The sequence below is a fragment of the Tomitella gaofuii genome (assembly GCF_014126825.1).
Classification (GTDB): Bacteria; Actinomycetota; Actinomycetes; order Mycobacteriales; family Mycobacteriaceae; genus Tomitella; species Tomitella gaofuii.
Genome location: NZ_CP059900.1, coordinates 2,710,894 through 2,726,444, shown reverse-complemented (window position 1 = coordinate 2,726,444; position 15,551 = coordinate 2,710,894). Strand labels below are relative to the sequence as shown.

Below are 15,551 nucleotides of genomic sequence, written 5' to 3'. Positions count from 1 at the left end.
GGCGGGCCGTCGCCGTCGTACGCCGTCCGGTGGGACGCCGTTAGGATGAGCGCATGCGACTGGGACGAGTGATCAGCACGGACGGTGTCGCCTTCGTCAAGATCGACGACGGCGACGTGGACATGACCAGCGGCCGCGTGCCCGCCGAGATGCGCGCGCACGAGATCAAGGACCACCCGTTCGGCACCCCCACGTTCACCGGCCGCAGCTGGTCGCTGGCGGAGGTCCGGCTGCTGGCGCCGATCCTCGCCAGCAAGGTCATCTGCGTCGGCAAGAACTACGCAGACCACGCTGCCGAGATGGGCAGCGAGCCACCGGCGGACCCGGTGATCTTCATCAAGCCGTCCACCTCGATCATCGGGCCGGACGTGCCGATCAACCGGCCGCCGACCTCCCAGGAGGTCCACTACGAGGGCGAACTCGCCGTCGTCATCGGCCAGGTGGCCAAGTCGGTGCCGGCCGAGCGTGCGCTGGAGGTGGTGCTGGGGTACACCTGCGCCAACGACGTCACCGCCCGCGACCAGCAGCGCCACGACGGCCAGTGGACCCGCGCCAAGGGGCACGACTCGTTCTGCCCCATGGGCCCCTGGATCGAAACCGACCTCGACGCCTCCGCGGTGCGCCTGCGCACGACGCTCGACGGGGAGGTGGTGCAGGACTCGAACACGTCGCTGCTGCTGCATGACATCCCGACCCTCATCGCCTGGATCTCGGACGTGATGACCTTGCTGCCCGGCGACGTCATCCTCACGGGCACGCCCGCCGGGGTGGGGCCGATGTCGGCCGGGCAGACGGTGGGCGTGGCGGTCGACGGCATCGGCCTGCTGCGCAACCCCGTCGCCGACCGGGCCTGAGCGGCGTGGCGCCGCGGGCGGGAGCGGACCGCTCGGAATGACCCCGACCGGGGGGTGACAATGCGCGTGCCGAGGATCACAGTGCAGGTAGCGAACACCCGCTGAGATCGAGGAGTCGTCATGGCCGGCCTGGACACACCGCTCACCCCGCTGCGATTCCTGGAGCGCTCGCTCGAGGCGCACCCGGATGCCGAGGCGATCGTCGACGGACCGCGGCGGTTCAGCCATCGTGAGATGGCGGACACCGTGCAACGCCTGGCGGCGGGCCTGCGCGCCCGGGGCCTCGCCGCCGGGGAGACCGTGGCGGTGCTCGCGCCCAACAGTGCCGAAGCACTGATCGCGCATTACGCGGTGCCGCTGGCCGGCGGCGTACTGGTGATGATGAACACCCGGCTGGCCGTGCCCGAGGTCCGGTACATCCTCGAGCATTCCGGGGCTCGCTTCCTGTTCGGCGACGCCGAACTGCTCGCACCCGTGGTGGCGGCGGGGGTCCCGGACGGAGTGGGTGCCGTCGTGGTGCACCCGGACGCCGGCGGCGGCCCCGGCGCACTCCGGACCGGCGGTGGCCCGGGTGCGGACCGGGTCGAGGCGTACGCCGACTGGATCGCACTGGCCCCGGCGGCGCCGTACGCGTGGGAGGTGGACGACGAGACCGCGACCATCGCGGTCAACTACACCTCGGGCACCACCGGCCGGCCCAAGGGCGTGATGTACACGCACCGGGGCGCGTATCTGAACGCGCTGGGCGAGGTGGTCACGCAGGACCTCGCGCCGCTCACCCGGTACCTGTGGACGCTGCCGATGTTCCACTGCAACGGCTGGTGCACCACGTGGGCGCTCACGGCGGTCTCCGGAACGCACGTGTGCCTGCGTGCCGTGCGCGGCGAAGACGTCTGGCGGCTCATCGGCGAGGAACGCATCACGCGCATGGCCGGTGCGCCCACCGTTCTCAACACGATGGCGGCGTCCTCCGACGCGCGCCCGATGGGCGGCGCGTTGTCGATGGTGACGGCGGGGGCGCCGCCGTCGCCGACGATCATCGCGAAGTTCGAGGCCCTCGGCATCACCGTCGTCCACGTTTACGGGCTCACCGAGACGTACGGGCCCTACTCGTCGTGCGAGCCGCAGCCGGCGTGGGCGGGGCTGCCCGCGGACGAGCGTGCCGCGCTCATGGCGCGCCAGGGCATCGGCATGGTGAGCGGGGACCGGATGCGGGTCGTCGAACAGCGTCCGGGGGACGAACTGGTGGACGTGCCACGCGACGGCGCCACGATGGGCGAGATCGTCATGCGGGGCAATGGCGTGATGAAGGGCTACTTCCGCGGCGACGAGGCGACGGCCGAGGCGTTCCGCGGCGGATGGTTCCACTCGGGGGACCTGGCGGTCATGCACCCCGACGGGTACGTGCAGATCCTCGACCGCGCCAAGGACGTCGTCGTCTCCGGCGGCGAGAACATCTCGACCATCGAGGTGGAGCAGGCGCTGCTGACGCACCCGGCGGTGCGCGATGTGGCCGTCGTCGGGGTGCCCGACGAGAAATGGGGGGAACGGCCGAAGGCCTTCGTCGTGCTCGCGGACGGGGCCGACGTGGCGGCAGTCGATCTGATCGACCACGTCCGGGCCCGCATCGCGCGGTACAAGGCGCCGGGGGCGGTGGAGTTTGTGGTGGAACTGCCCACGACCTCGACCGGCAAGATCCGCAAGAACGCACTGCGCGACAAGGAGTGGGAAGGCCGCACTTCGCGGGTGCAGGGATGACGGTAGAGCGGGGCCCGGCGGACGCAGGGCGCGGCTGCGGGGGACCTGACATGCGCCGACTAGGCTTCCGGGCATGAGCACTCCGTCTGAAGTCCGCGTCAGATTCTGCCCTTCGCCCACCGGTACGCCGCACGTCGGGCTCGTGCGCACCGCGCTGTTCAACTGGGCCTACGCCCGTCACACGGGGGGCAAGCTGGTCTTCCGGATCGAAGACACCGACGCCGCGCGCGACAGCGAGGAGTCGTACCACGCGATCATCGACGCGTTGCAGTGGCTGGGGATCGACTGGGACGAGGGGCCGGACGTCGGCGGCCCGCACGCGCCGTATCGGCAGTCGCAGCGGCGCGACCTCCACCTGGACGTGGTGCGGCGGCTCGTCGAGTCGGGCGACGCCTACGAGTCGTTTTCCACCCCCGAGGAGGTCGAGGAGCGGCACCGCGCCGCCGGCCGCGACCCGAAGCTGGGCTACGACAACTTCGACCGCGACCTCACCGCGGAGCAGCGGGCGGCGTTCGTGGAGCAGGGGCGCAGGCCGGTGGTCCGCCTGCGGATGCCCGACGAGGATCTGACGTGGACCGACCTCGTGCGCGGGGAAGTGTCGTTCCGGGCCGGGAGCGTGCCGGACTTCGCCCTGACCCGCGGCAACGGCGTGCCGCTGTACACGCTGGTCAACCCCGTCGACGACGCGATGATGGGCATCACCCACGTGCTGCGCGGCGAGGACCTGCTCTCCAGCACGCCGCGGCAGCTCGCGCTGTATGCGGCCCTGCAGCGGATCGGCGTGGCGGAGTTCACCCCGCGGTTCGGGCACCTGCCGTTCGTGATGGGCGCGGGCAACAAGAAGCTGTCCAAGCGCGACCCGGAGTCCAGCTTGTTCCACCACCGCGACCGCGGCTTCCTCCCCGAGGGGCTGCTGAACTATCTGGCACTGCTGGGCTGGGGGATCTCCGACGACCACGACGTGTTCTCCATGGACGAGATGGTCGCGGCCTTCGACATCGGTGCGGTCAACTCCAATCCGGCCCGGTTCGACCAGAAGAAGGCCGACGCGATCAACGCCGAGCACATCCGGCTGCTCGAGCCGGCCGACTTCGCGGAGCGCCTGCGCGCATTCCTCACGGCAGCGGGGCAGCTCCCCGGGGACGTCGACGAGGCCGTGTGGCGGGCGGCGGCCGATCTGGTGCAGACGCGGATCGTGGTCCTGTCCGACGCGTGGGGGCTGCTGCGTTTCCTGTTCGCCCCGGACGCCGAGTTCGTCGTGGACGAAAAGTCCGCCGCGAAGAATCTCAAGGCGGAGGCGGTGCCGGTGATCGAGGCCGCCACCGCCGCGCTCGAGGGGCTGGGGGAGTGGAACACCGAGGCCATCGAACAGGCCCTCAAGGGGGCGCTCGTCGACGGTCTGGGCATCAAGCCGCGCAAGGCCTTCGGGCCGGTCCGCGTGGCCGTGAGCGGGTCGCACATCAGCCCGCCGCTGTTCGAATCGATGGAGCTGCTCGGCCGTGAGCGGAGCCTGCGCCGGCTCGCGGCGGCTCGGGAACTCGCGGCAGCCGCGGCGGAAGAATGACCCTCCGCGCCGTCGGGGCCCCGGCGCCGCCGGGGCCCCGACGGCGCGGCCCGACCCCGTGCGCCGCCGGGTGACGGGCGCCACCACCTGTCGATTTGTGTAAACGGGGGGAGGCCCTGGTAGTGTTCTCATCGTTCGAGCGGGAGAGCGAGAGACCGGCGAAGGCCGGATCGTTCGCGTGCCCGGTCGAAGTGATGGGGTATGGTGTAATTGGCAACACAGCTGATTCTGGTTCAGCCATTCTAGGTTCGAGTCCTGGTACCCCAGCGACGAGTTCGCTCCCACCGTCTCTGGGCGTCACGGCCCGGAGATGCCACGTGCAGGGTTTCGGCGCGGAGGCGATTTGGAGAGCGGATTCGAGCCGGTTAAACTGGCTGGGGCCCACCGAGTGCAGTGCGATGGTTCGCTCTGTGTGCGGATGGTGCCGCGGCCGGGAATGCTGGTGACAAATGAAGATACGGCAAGTTCCTGGCCCCGTCGTCTAGCGGCCTAGGACGCCGCCCTCTCAAGGCGGTAACGCGGGTTCGAATCCCGTCGGGGCTACCACAAGCGGGCCCACCTCGTTTCCGGGGTGGGCCCGCTTTCTGCTGCGGGGGATGCGCAATCGGTGAGATCCCCCGAAATCACGAACGCCCCCAACGGCCGTGGCCGGTGGGGGCGGTGATCTGCGCGCCGATCAGCTCAGCAGCGAATCCAGCCCGGCCCGCCCCTGGATGACCACGGAGAGCTGAGCGAGCTTGACGATGAAGAAGGAGGGGATGCCGAGACTGGAGCCGACGATCTCATCGATAGGCATGGGCGGGTCCTTTCCTGACTGCACTTCGGTGCGTACGGATACTGGAGCGACGTCACCGCAGCCGCGCCGCCCGAAGAGTATATCGGCGCGGTTACTGCTTCGTTACCGGCGTCGGGCGGCTCAGAGCCTGCGCTGCAGTGCGTCGGCGGCGGCGAGGAGGTCGTCCGCCCAGCGCGTGCCGGGGCGGCGGCCGATCCTGTCGGTGGGGCCGGACACGGAGATCGCGGCCACGACGGTGCCGCGGGGATCCCGGATGGGCGCGGCGACGCTCGCCACCCCTTGCTCCCGCTCGGCGCTCGACTGTGCCCATCCGCGGCGGCGGACCTCGGCGAGGGTCCGCTCGGTGAACCGCGCCCCCGTGAGCAGATCCTTGCGCACGTGGTCGGCGCACCATGCCGCGAGCACCTTCGCGCCGGAGCCGGCCGTCATGGGCAGGCGGGTGCCGGTCGGGACGGTGTCGCGCAACCCGGAAGGCGGCTCAGCGCTCGCGATGCAGACGCGTTCGGTGCCGTCACGGCGGTAGAGCTGCACCGATTCGCCCGTGATGTCGCGGAGCCGGGGCAGGACGTGTGCGGCGGCGTCCACCAGCGGGTCCTGTACCGCGGACGCGAGCTCGCCCACCCGGGGGCCGATCTGCCACAGTCCGTCCCCGTTGCGCAGCAACATGCCGTGCGTCTCCAGCCCCACGGCGAGTCGGTGGGCGGTGGCGCGGGGCAGTGCGGTGCGTTCGCAGAGATCCGAGAGGTTGCAGGGGCGTTCGGCCGCCGCGAGGAGGACCCCCATGGCCTTGTCGAGGACGCCGATGCCGCTATGATGTCTCACAGAACGATATTATCGTCTCGTATGTTGAGACACCACGGTCGGGGTCCGGACGACCGGACCGCGGGACGGCGCGTTGAAGGGATTTGAGTGGCATGAGTGATGGAGCAACTCGGGCGTCGGCGCCTCGCACTCTCGCGGAGAAGGTCTGGGACGAGCACGTCGTCGTCAAGGGGGAGGGCGAGGGCGCGCAGCGCAAGCCGGACCTGATCTACATCGACCTGCACCTGGTGCACGAGGTCACGAGTCCGCAGGCGTTCGAGGGCCTGCGCCTGGCGGGGCGGAAACTGCGCCGGCCCGACCTCACGATCGCCACCGAGGACCACAACGTGCCGACGGTGGACATCGACAAGCCGATCGCCGATCCCACCTCGCGCACGCAGGTGGAGACCCTGCGCCGCAACTGCGAGGAGTTCGGCGTGCGTCTGCATCCGATGGGGAACATCGAGCAGGGCATCGTGCACGTGGTGGGACCCCAGCTGGGCCTGACGCAACCGGGGATGACCGTAGTCTGCGGCGACAGCCACACCTCCACGCACGGTGCGTTCGGCGCACTGGCCATGGGGATCGGCACCTCCGAGGTCGAACACGTGATGGCGACGCAGACGCTGTCGCTGCGCCCGTTCAAGACCATGGCGGTCACGGTCGACGGAATCCTGCCCGACGGAGTGACGGCGAAGGATCTGATCCTGGCCGTGATCGCGCAGATCGGCACCGGCGGGGGCCAGGGGCACGTCATCGAGTATCGGGGCGAGGCCATCCGGGCACTGTCGATGGAGGCACGGATGACGATCTGCAACATGTCCATCGAAGCCGGCGCCCGGGCGGGCATGGTGGCGCCCGACGAGACCACCTTCGCGTTCATCGAGGGCCGCGCGCACGCACCGCAGGGGGCGGACTGGGACGCCGCCGTGGCGCACTGGCGGGGCCTGCGCACCGACGACGACGCCGTCTTCGACAAGGAGGTCCGCATCGACGCCGCAACGCTGACGCCCTTCGTCACGTGGGGGACCAACCCGGGCCAGGGGGCGCCGCTGGGCGGCTCCGTGCCTGATCCCGAGGCCATCGTCGACGCCGACGAGGCGGCCAGCGTGGCGTCGGCCCTGGAGTACATGGACTTGCGTCCGGGAATGCCGCTGCGCGACATCGCCGTCGATACCGTTTTCGTCGGGTCGTGCACGAACGGCCGCATCGAGGACCTGCGCGTGGTCGCCGACGTGCTGCGCGGACGCACAGTCGCCGAGGGCGTCCGGATGCTGGTGGTGCCGGGGTCGATGCGCGTGCGCGCGCAGGCGGAGGAGGAGGGCCTCGGCGAGGTCTTCACCGCGGCGGGCGCGGAGTGGCGTCAAGCCGGATGTTCGATGTGCCTGGGAATGAATCCGGATCAGCTCTCGCCCGGCCAGCGGTGCGCCTCCACCTCCAACCGCAATTTCGAAGGCAGGCAGGGAAAGGGAGGGCGCACGCATCTGGTGTCACCGGCCGTGGCGGCGGCGACCGCCGTGCGCGGCACGCTCTCCGCGCCCGCCGACCTCGGCTAGCCGCGCCCGCGCGCCCGGCGCGCACACCCTGATCCGCACGCACAGCACAGACGGGAATCGAGACGATGGAGCCCTTCACCACCCACACCGGTATCGGTGTGCCACTGCGACGTTCCAATGTGGACACCGACCAGATCATTCCGGCGGTGTACCTCAAACGGGTCACGCGCACCGGCTTCGAAGACGCGCTGTTCGCGGCGTGGCGCAGCGATCCGCAATTCATTCTCAACACGCCGCCGTACGATCGCGGTTCGGTACTGGTGGCGGGCCCGGACTTCGGAACCGGATCCTCGCGTGAGCACGCGGTGTGGGCGCTGTCCGATTACGGTTTCCGCGTCGTCGTCTCGTCACGTTTCGCCGATATCTTCCGCGGAAACGCCGGCAAGCAGGGGCTCGTCGCGGCGGAGGTGGAACAGCATGACGTCGAACTGCTGTGGAAGGCCATCGAAGAGCACCCCGGCACGGAGTTGACGGTGGACCTGCGGGCCAAGACCGTGAGCGCGGGCACCCTCGTCGTTCCCTTCGAACTGGATGATTACACCAGGTGGCGGCTGCTCGAGGGGCTGGACGACATCGGCCTGACACTGCGCGTCGCGGAGTCGATCGACGCATTCGAACGTCAGCGCCCGCAGTGGAAGCCGCGCACGCTGACGGAGCCCGCCGCCGGCTGAGACCGGCCGCGGGCCGCGGCCGGTCGGGAGGAAAAGACCGCCGAGAACCTGCCCAGAACGTATTTGCGCGTTAGAATTCCGGACCAAGTTTGCTGCGGAAGCCCACGGGCGCGGCGGACCCGGTTTATCGTGGCGTGCAAACGGTCCGAGACGGGACCACGGTCAGGGGAGGTCTTTCTGATGAACAAGGCAGAACTCATCGATGGTCTGGTCGACAAGCTGGGCACGGACCGTCGCACGACGACGGCGGTGGTCGAAGGATTCGTCGACGCGGTGGTCCGCGCGGTCCACGCCGGCGAGAACGTGACCATCACCGGTTTCGGCGTCTTCGAGAAGCGTGCGCGAGCACCGCGTGTCGCACGGAACCCACGCACGGGCGAGACTGTGCGGGTCCGCGCCACGCGGGTTCCCTCCTTCCGTCCCGGGGCGCAGTTCAAGGAACTCGTTGCCGGCAAACAGAAGCTGAGCTCCTCCGGGGTCGCGGTCAAACGCGGCTCGGGTGCGCCCACGCTGCCTGCGACGTCGGCGACGGCGGCGAAGAAGACGGCGGCCACGAAGTCCGCCGCCGCCAAGAAGACGGCGGCCAAGGCGACTCCGGCGAAGAAGTCGACCGCGGCGAAGTCCACGGCCGCCAAGAAGACCACGGCGGCCAAGAAGACGGCGGCCACGAAGTCCGCCGCCGCCAAGAAGACGGCGGCCAAGGCGACTCCGGCGAAGAAGTCGACCGCGACGAAGTCCACGGCGGCCAAGAAGTCCACGGCGGCCAAGAAGTCCACGGCGGCGAAGAAGACGGCGGCCACGAAGTCCGCCGCCGCCAAGAAGACGGCGGCCAAGGCGACTCCGGCGAAGAAGTCGACCGCGACGAAGTCCACGGCCGCCAAGAAAACCACGGCCGCCAAGAAAACCACGGCGGCCAAGAAAACCACGGCCGCCAAGAAATCCACGGCCGCCAAGAAATCCACGGCCGCCAAGGCGACTCCGGCGAAGAAGTCGACCGCGACGAAGACCACGGCGACGAAGACCACGGCGGCGAAGAAGTCCACGGCCGCCAAGAAGACCACTGCGGCCGCGAAGAAGTCGACGCCGCGCAAGTCGCCCGCGAAGAAGTCCGCCGGAAAGTAGCCGCCGTCAGCGCGGGCCGGGAGCGGGCGCCGGCAGCCGGTCGGCGGCGATGAGCCGCCCGGCGCGCAGCGTCAGCACCCAGGTGTCGGCCTTGTGGGTTTCGGTGGACGGCAGCGCCAGCCCGTCGCGGGCGGACCACCATCGCAGCAGGTCGGGGATCACCCCCGACTGGCTGCACACGGCCGCGACCCCGCCCGCTCCGGCGATCTCGCGCAGGCGCCGTCGTCCCGCCTGGGGATCGAGCGCGTAGGCCTCTTCCGACAATGTCGGCTCGGTGACGACGTCGGTGTGCAGGTGTCCGGCAAGCGGCGCGACGGTGTCCACGCACCGTACGTGGTCGGCGGAATGCACGGTCGTGGGACGGAACGCGGCCGTCTGGGCGGCGAGCAGGCGAGCCTGCTCTGCTCCCTTGTCGTCGAGCGGCCGGGCGGTGTCGGGTCCGTCGAACGCTCCGCGGCGCCCGGCGCGGGCGTGGCGGAGGAGAAGAATCATGGCGTCGCCCGGGCGCCGTGCACGGAACCGGGCGAGGACGGCGCGGTCGAGGTCGTGGGTCACCAGTTCGACGGCGTCCCGGAACCGCACCCAGCGCAGCTCGTCGACCTCCGAGTTGGGGCGGAACCCGCCGCCGGCCGCCCGCGCCTCCCAATAGTCGACGACCTTGGTCCGGCGTGCGTTGAGCGGGTAGGACACCGATTGCAGGAAACGTCCGAGGCCGGCGGTGTATCCGGTTTCCTCGACGGTCTCCCGCGCGGCCGCGGCGGCCGCCGGCTCGCCGGGGTCGAGCTTGCCCTTGGGCAGGGACCAGTCGTCGTACTCGGGCCGGTGCACCACCGCGAACTCCCGCTTCGGTCCGTCCCCGCGGTACCGCCACAACACCGTGCCGGCCGCGTGGACGGTGCTCGATCGCGGTGCCGGGCCGCTCTGGATGCTCACGGTCCGATTGTGCGCGATGGTCCGGTGCCCGGCGGCATCCGGCCCTCCGCCCGGCCTGCGGCGCGGGATCAGTCGATCGGCCCGCTGCGGCTGGCCTGCAGGAGAGTCTCCTGGTAGTCGCGCACGTCGGTGTCGCCGGACGGCGAGGCGCTCCACGTGCCGTCGGCGCCCAGCACCCAGCAGCGGGTGTCCGCACTGAGGGCCAGGTCGAACATGCTGCCGAGGACCGGTGTGAGCTCCTCGGAGGTGATGCGGGCCATGACCTCCACCCGGCGGTCCAGATTGCGGTGCATCATGTCGGCACTGCCGATCCAGTACTCCTGGGCGCCGACGAAGTGCAGGATGCGCGAATGCTCGAGGAACCGGCCCAGGATCGAGCGGACGTGGATGTTGTCGCTCAGGCCGGGGACGCCCGGCTTGAGGCAGCAGATGCCGCGGACGACGATGTCCACCGGCACGCCCGCCTGCGACGCGCGGTAGAGCGCGTCGATGATCTGCTCGTCCACGAGCGCGTTGGCTTTGAGCCTGATGCCGGCGGCCCGCCCCGCACGGTGGGCGTCGATCTCCGCTGCAATGCGTTCGACGATGCCGCGCCGGATCCCGTGTGGCGAGACCAGCAGGTTCCGGTAGCGGTTGACCCGCGAATACCCGGTGAGCGAGTTGAACAGGTCGGTGAGGTCGGCGCCGATCTCCGGATCGGCGGTGAACAGTCCCACATCCTCGTAGAGCCGCGCCGTCTTGGGGTTGTAGTTACCGGTGCCCATGTGGCAGTAGCGGCGGATGGCCGAGCCTTCGCGCCGCACCACCAGGCAGGTCTTGCAGTGCGTTTTGAGGCCGACCATCCCGTACACCACGTGCACGCCGGCCTCCTCGAGCTTGCGGGCCCAGCGGATGTTGGCCTGTTCGTCGAAGCGGGCCTTGATCTCCACCAGGGCCACCACCTGCTTGCCGGCCTCCGCGGCGTCGACGAGCGCGTCGACGATGGGCGAATCGCCGGACGTGCGGTACAGCGTCTGCTTGATCGCCAGCACCTGAGGGTCGGCCGCGGCCTGTTCGATGAACCGCTGCACCGAGGTGGAGAACGAGTCGTACGGGTGGTGCACGAGCACGTCGCCGCGGCGCAGGGCCGAGAAGACGTTCCGGGCGGTCTCGCGCTCCCCGAAGGCGGGCGGGGTGGCGGGAACGAAGGGGGCGTCCTTGAGCGCGGGTCGGTCCAGACCGTGCAGCTGCCACAGTCCCGTCAGGTCGAGCATGCCCGGGATGCGGATGACGTCCGCGGGGCTGACGTCGAGCTCGCGCAGCAGCAGCTCGAGCATGTGCTCGCTCATGTCGTCGGTCACCTCGAGGCGCACGGGCGAACCGAACCGGCGACGGGCCAGCTCGCGTTCGAGGGCCTGCAGCAGATCCTCGTCCCGGTCCTCCGACACCTCGAAATCCGCGTTGCGCGTCACACGGAACACGTGGTGCTCCACCACTTGCATGCCGTGGAAGAGCACGTCGAGGTGGGCGGCGATGAGATCCTCGATGGGCAGGAAGGTCACCGCATCGCCGCGGCCGGACCCGCCGTCGGAAACGGTGCCGACGGGCACGAAACGGTCGACGTTCTTCGGGACCTTCACGCGGGCGAAATGCTCGCTGCCCGTGGTGCCGTCGCGGACCGTCACGGCCAGATTGAGGCTCAGCCCGCTGATGTAGGGAAACGGGTGGGCGGGGTCCACCGCGAGCGGGGTGAGCACGGGGAAGACGCGCTCGTGGAAGTACTCGGACAGGCCCTTGCGGACGTCGTCGTCGAGCTCCTCCCAGCGGGTCAGGTGGATGCCCGCGTCTGCCAGCTCGGGCAGCACGTGGTCGAGGAACACCCGCGCGTGCGTGGTGGCGGTGACCTGCGTGCGGCGACCGATGAGCTGCAGCTGCTCCCGCGGAGTCAGCCCGTCGGCCGAGCGGACGGGCAGACCCGCCTCGTCGCGGCGGCCGAGTCCGGCGACGCGGACCATGTAGAACTCGTCGAGGTTCGACGCGTGGATCGCCAGGAACTTCACGCGTTCGAGCACCGGAAGCGAGGAGTCCTCGGCGAGGGCGAGCACCCGTGAGTTGAAGTCCAGCCAGCTCAGCTCGCGGTTGAGGTACCGGTCGTGCGGCAGGTCGGTGTCCGGGCGGGGGGTGCGCATGGTCGCGGCGGGGGGCGCCGCCGGGGTGGCCGCAGGTGGCGGGGCGCCCGGGGCGGGATCGCCCGCGGGCGCGCCGGTGCCCGTCGCGGCGGCGGCAGGGTCGAGGGCTGTGGTTCCGGCGCCGGCGGACCGGGCCCCGTCTGTTTCGTCGTGCACGTGTCGATCCTTCCGCATCGCGGCGCGTCGTGCATGATGCCCGGCCCGATTTTTCGCACTGTTCATCGCGACTTCGCGCCCGGGACGCCGACGCGTCGCAGGAGCGCCTCGGTCGACGCCCCGGTGCCGAGCCGGCCGACATGGCGCAGGTCTGCGACGGTGTCGACGTCGGCGCGGAGCCCCGGCCACGCACCCGGGAGGGCGACGGCGCCCTGCTCCGCGTGCCGCAGTGCGGAATCGTCGCCGAAGCCGAGTCGGAGGCGCGTCGCCGCACCGCACACGAACATTGCGGTGGTGCCGGCCCCGGACCGGTCGGCGATGTACGCCCGGCCGGGCCCGATTCCGGTGCGAGGCGGGACGCCCGGCGGTCCCGCCGGTGCGCTGGCCGATGCGATGGCCGACGCGGCGGCCGCGGTGAACTCGCCGGAGCGCAGCGACGGCAGGTCGGCCTGCACGAAAGCGAGGTGGTCCGGTGCGACGGTGTCACGCACCCGGTACGCCGCGCCGGTGAGTGCGGCGTTGAGGCCGGCGGGCGGTCCGGCGCCGGAGCCGCCGGCCCGGGCGAGCGCCCGCCGCTCGTCGATGCTGCACGCTCCGCACCGGGCGGCGACGGCGGCGGCCGCGGCGTCGGGCGTGACGACCGTGACGGCGGAGACGGCGGGGGACTCCAGCAACGCCCGCAGCGTGTCCTGGAGCATTGCGAGCACCAGCTCGCGGCGCAGCGCTTCATGCACCTCTGCGGACAAGCGGGACTTGGCGTCGGCGAGGCTCTTCACCGGAACGACGACGTGCACGCGCGGGGCGGCGATCGCGTGCGTCGGCATGGTTCCGATCATGCCAGCATGCGGGGCCGTGGCCGCACTGCGGGATCTGCGCCGAACGGACGCGCCGCCGGGCCGGTACGGTCAGGGACGTCGGGAGGCGAAGGCGTCCGCCGGCGGCCCGCACGCGGTGCTGCCGTGCACGGCGCGCCAGGAAGGACGGGGACGGGTGGTCAAGGCAGCGGTGATGGGGGCGGGCTCGTTCGGCACCGCCTACGCGAAGGTGCTGCGGGACGCGGGCACCGAGGTCACGCTGTGGGCCAGGCGTGCGGACGTCGCGGACGCCGTCGCGCAGCGACGGGTCAACCCGGACTATCTTCCGGGGGTGCGATTGCCCGAGGGGCTGCGCGCCACCCACGACCACGCGGAGGCCCTCGACGGCGCGGATGTGGTGGTGCTCGCGGTGCCGTCGCAGTCGTTGCGCGGCAACCTCGCCGCATGGTCGGGGGATCTTCCTGCCTCGGCCACGCTGCTCAGCCTGGCCAAGGGGGTCGAGGTCGGCACGCTCATGCGGATGAGCCAGGTGATCGCGGAGGTCACGGGCGCGGAGGCCGACAGGGTCGCCGTGCTGTCGGGGCCGAACCTGGCCAAGGAGATCGCGGCGGAGCAGCCCACCGCGACGGTGATCGCGTGCCCCGACTCGGTGCGCGCGGTCGCCGTGCAGCGGGCGTGCGCCACCGGGTACTTCCGGCCGTACACCAACACCGACGTGATCGGGTGCGAGGTGGGCGGCGCGTGCAAGAACGTGATCGCGCTGTGCAGCGGGATGGCAGCCGGAATCGGATTGGGCGAGAACACGTCCGCGGCAATCATCACCCGCGGCCTGGCGGAGATGACGCGGCTGGGGGTGGCGCTGGGCGCGCGTCCCAAGACGCTCGCCGGGCTCGCCGGCGTCGGAGACCTGGTGGCCACCTGCGTGTCGCCGTTGTCCCGCAACCGTTCCTTCGGCGAGCGGCTGGGCCGGGGGGAGACCCTCGAACAGGCGCAGCAGGCCACGCACGGGCAGGTGGCCGAGGGCGTCAAGTCGTGCTCGTCGATCCTCGAGCTCGCCCGCAGCTACGGGGTGGAGATGCCCCTGACCGAGGCCGTGCACTCGGTGTGCCACGAGCAGGTTCCGGTGTCGCAGGCGCTGGTGCAGCTTCTCGGACGGCGGATCAAGCCGGAATAGGCGGCACGGACCGCGCGGGGCGGCAGGTACGGTGCTGGACGTGAACAATCGTCGTACAAGGGTCGCGGTCGTCTACGGCGGGCGCAGCAGCGAGCACTCGGTGTCGTGCGTGTCGGCGGGCAGCGTCCTCGCGCACCTCGACCGCGACAGGTTCGAGCCGATCGCGGTGGGGATCGCCGAGGACGGACGGTGGGTGCTGGGTCCGGACTGCACGCAGGGCGCGGTGCCGGAGCTGACCCCCCGGGGGCGGAGCCTGCCCGCCGTCGACGCCACCCGGACCCCGGTGGCCCTGAGCGCCGACCCCACCCGCGCAGGCGCGTTGCTGTCGCTGGCGGACGGGGAGGCCGGCGACATCCTGCACGAGGTCGACGTGGTGTTCCCCGTCCTGCACGGCCCGTTCGGCGAGGACGGCACCATCCAGGGCCTGCTCGAGCTCGCCGGCGTGCCATATGTGGGCCCGGGGGTGCTGGCCAGCGCGGCAGGCATGGACAAGGAGTTCACGAAGAAGCTGCTCGCCGCGGACGGCCTGCCCGTGGGCACCCAGGTGGTGCTGCGCCGCGGCGAGGACGCCCTGACCGCGCCGCAGCGCGAGCGCCTCGGCCTGCCGGTGTTCGTCAAACCGGCCCGCGGCGGATCGTCGATCGGCATCACGCGGGTGGGGTCATGGCAGGATTTCCCGGCGGCGCTCGCCGAGGCCCGGCGCCACGACCCGAAGGTCATCGTGGAGGCCGCGATCGTCGGCCGCGAGGTCGAATGCGGTGTGCTCGAGCGCGCGGACGGGACGGTGTCGGCGAGCGTGCTGGCCGAGATCCGCATGCCGGAGGCCGAGGCCGATGCGGCGGGAGCCGACGACGGGGCGTTCTACGACTTCGACACGAAGTACCTCGACGACGTCTGCGAGTTCGACATCCCCGCCATGTTCGACGACGCGGTGGCGGACGAGGTCCGGGCCCTGGCGGTGCGCGCCTTCCGGGCGCTCGACTGCCAGGGGCTGGCCCGCGTGGACTTCTTCGTCACTGCGGACGGGCCCGTCATCAACGAGATCAACACGATGCCCGGCTTCACGGCCATCTCGATGTATCCGAAGATGTGGGCGGCGGCCGGCACCGGCTACGCCGACCTGCTCACCGCAATGATCGACACCGCCGCCGCGCGCGGCACCGGCCTGCGCTGACCATCTGCC

The 15,551-nt window shown here is 71.0% G+C and carries 11 protein-coding genes, 2 tRNA genes and 1 pseudogene; 10 read left to right on the top strand and 4 right to left on the bottom strand.

All coding sequences use genetic code 11. The features are described 5' to 3' along the window. Positions 1–53 precede the first annotated feature (53 nt). From H4F70_RS12660 to H4F70_RS12640, 5 genes are all read left to right on the top strand, one after another. A complete protein-coding gene (locus tag H4F70_RS12660) occupies positions 54–854 on the top strand; it encodes a fumarylacetoacetate hydrolase family protein (protein ID WP_182357447.1) in 801 nt (266 codons plus the stop codon). 120 nt (positions 855–974) lie between these two features. Next, on the top strand, positions 975–2,612 hold the full coding sequence (locus H4F70_RS12655; RefSeq protein ID WP_182357446.1) for an AMP-binding protein: 1,638 nt from the start codon (positions 975–977) through the stop codon (positions 2,610–2,612). 73 nt (positions 2,613–2,685) lie between these two features. Next, positions 2,686–4,176, top strand: a complete 1,491-nt coding sequence (gene gltX, locus H4F70_RS12650) for a glutamate--tRNA ligase (protein WP_182357445.1) — start codon at positions 2,686–2,688, stop codon at positions 4,174–4,176. Positions 4,177–4,371: 195 nt separating this feature from the next. Further along, positions 4,372–4,443 (top strand) — tRNA-Gln (locus H4F70_RS12645). 203 nt (positions 4,444–4,646) lie between these two features. Further along, a tRNA-Glu gene (locus H4F70_RS12640) sits at positions 4,647–4,722 on the top strand. 370 nt (positions 4,723–5,092) lie between these two features. Here the strand turns inward: H4F70_RS12640 and H4F70_RS12635 are convergent. Then, the gene (locus tag H4F70_RS12635) at positions 5,093–5,794 is read right to left on the bottom strand and encodes an IclR family transcriptional regulator (RefSeq protein ID WP_182357444.1); all 702 of its coding nucleotides are present in this window, start codon (positions 5,792–5,794) and stop codon (positions 5,093–5,095) included. A gap of 92 nt (positions 5,795–5,886) precedes the next feature. Here H4F70_RS12635 and leuC point away from each other — a divergent pair, with 92 nt between their 5' ends. The 3 genes and pseudogenes from leuC to H4F70_RS12620 form a co-directional block, all read left to right on the top strand. Beyond that, positions 5,887–7,329 carry a 3-isopropylmalate dehydratase large subunit gene (gene leuC / locus H4F70_RS12630; protein ID WP_182357443.1) on the top strand — a complete coding sequence of 481 codons (1,443 nt, stop codon included), beginning with the start codon at positions 5,887–5,889 and terminating at the stop codon, positions 7,327–7,329. 65 nt (positions 7,330–7,394) lie between these two features. After that, the gene (gene leuD / locus H4F70_RS12625; RefSeq protein ID WP_182348522.1) at positions 7,395–8,000 is read left to right on the top strand and encodes a 3-isopropylmalate dehydratase small subunit; all 606 of its coding nucleotides are present in this window, start codon (positions 7,395–7,397) and stop codon (positions 7,998–8,000) included. A 180-nt stretch (positions 8,001–8,180) separates the two neighbouring features. Further along, positions 8,181–8,918, top strand: a pseudogene (locus H4F70_RS12620) (HU family DNA-binding protein); the annotation flags it as partial. A gap of 210 nt (positions 8,919–9,128) precedes the next feature. On the opposite strand, the gene H4F70_RS12615 reads toward H4F70_RS12620, so the two are convergent. From H4F70_RS12615 to H4F70_RS12605, 3 genes are all read right to left on the bottom strand, one after another. After that, complete coding sequence (locus H4F70_RS12615) at positions 9,129–10,055, bottom strand: NUDIX hydrolase (RefSeq protein ID WP_372497628.1); 927 nt, start codon at positions 10,053–10,055, stop codon at positions 9,129–9,131. Between the two features lie 68 nt (positions 10,056–10,123). Further along, positions 10,124–12,397, bottom strand: coding sequence for an RNA degradosome polyphosphate kinase (locus tag H4F70_RS12610; RefSeq protein WP_182357441.1), 2,274 nt, complete (start codon positions 12,395–12,397; stop codon positions 10,124–10,126). A gap of 44 nt (positions 12,398–12,441) precedes the next feature. After that, the gene (locus H4F70_RS12605; protein ID WP_182357440.1) at positions 12,442–13,203 is read right to left on the bottom strand and encodes a CofC family guanylyltransferase; all 762 of its coding nucleotides are present in this window, start codon (positions 13,201–13,203) and stop codon (positions 12,442–12,444) included. A 166-nt stretch (positions 13,204–13,369) separates the two neighbouring features. Between H4F70_RS12605 and H4F70_RS12600 the strand changes: the two genes are divergently transcribed. Both H4F70_RS12600 and H4F70_RS12595 read left to right on the top strand, forming a co-directional pair. Next, positions 13,370–14,368, top strand: coding sequence for an NAD(P)H-dependent glycerol-3-phosphate dehydrogenase (locus H4F70_RS12600; protein WP_182348517.1), 999 nt, complete (start codon positions 13,370–13,372; stop codon positions 14,366–14,368). A 40-nt stretch (positions 14,369–14,408) separates the two neighbouring features. Beyond that, the gene (locus H4F70_RS12595) at positions 14,409–15,542 is read left to right on the top strand and encodes a D-alanine--D-alanine ligase family protein (RefSeq protein WP_182357439.1); all 1,134 of its coding nucleotides are present in this window, start codon (positions 14,409–14,411) and stop codon (positions 15,540–15,542) included. Positions 15,543–15,551: the final 9 nt, after the last annotated feature.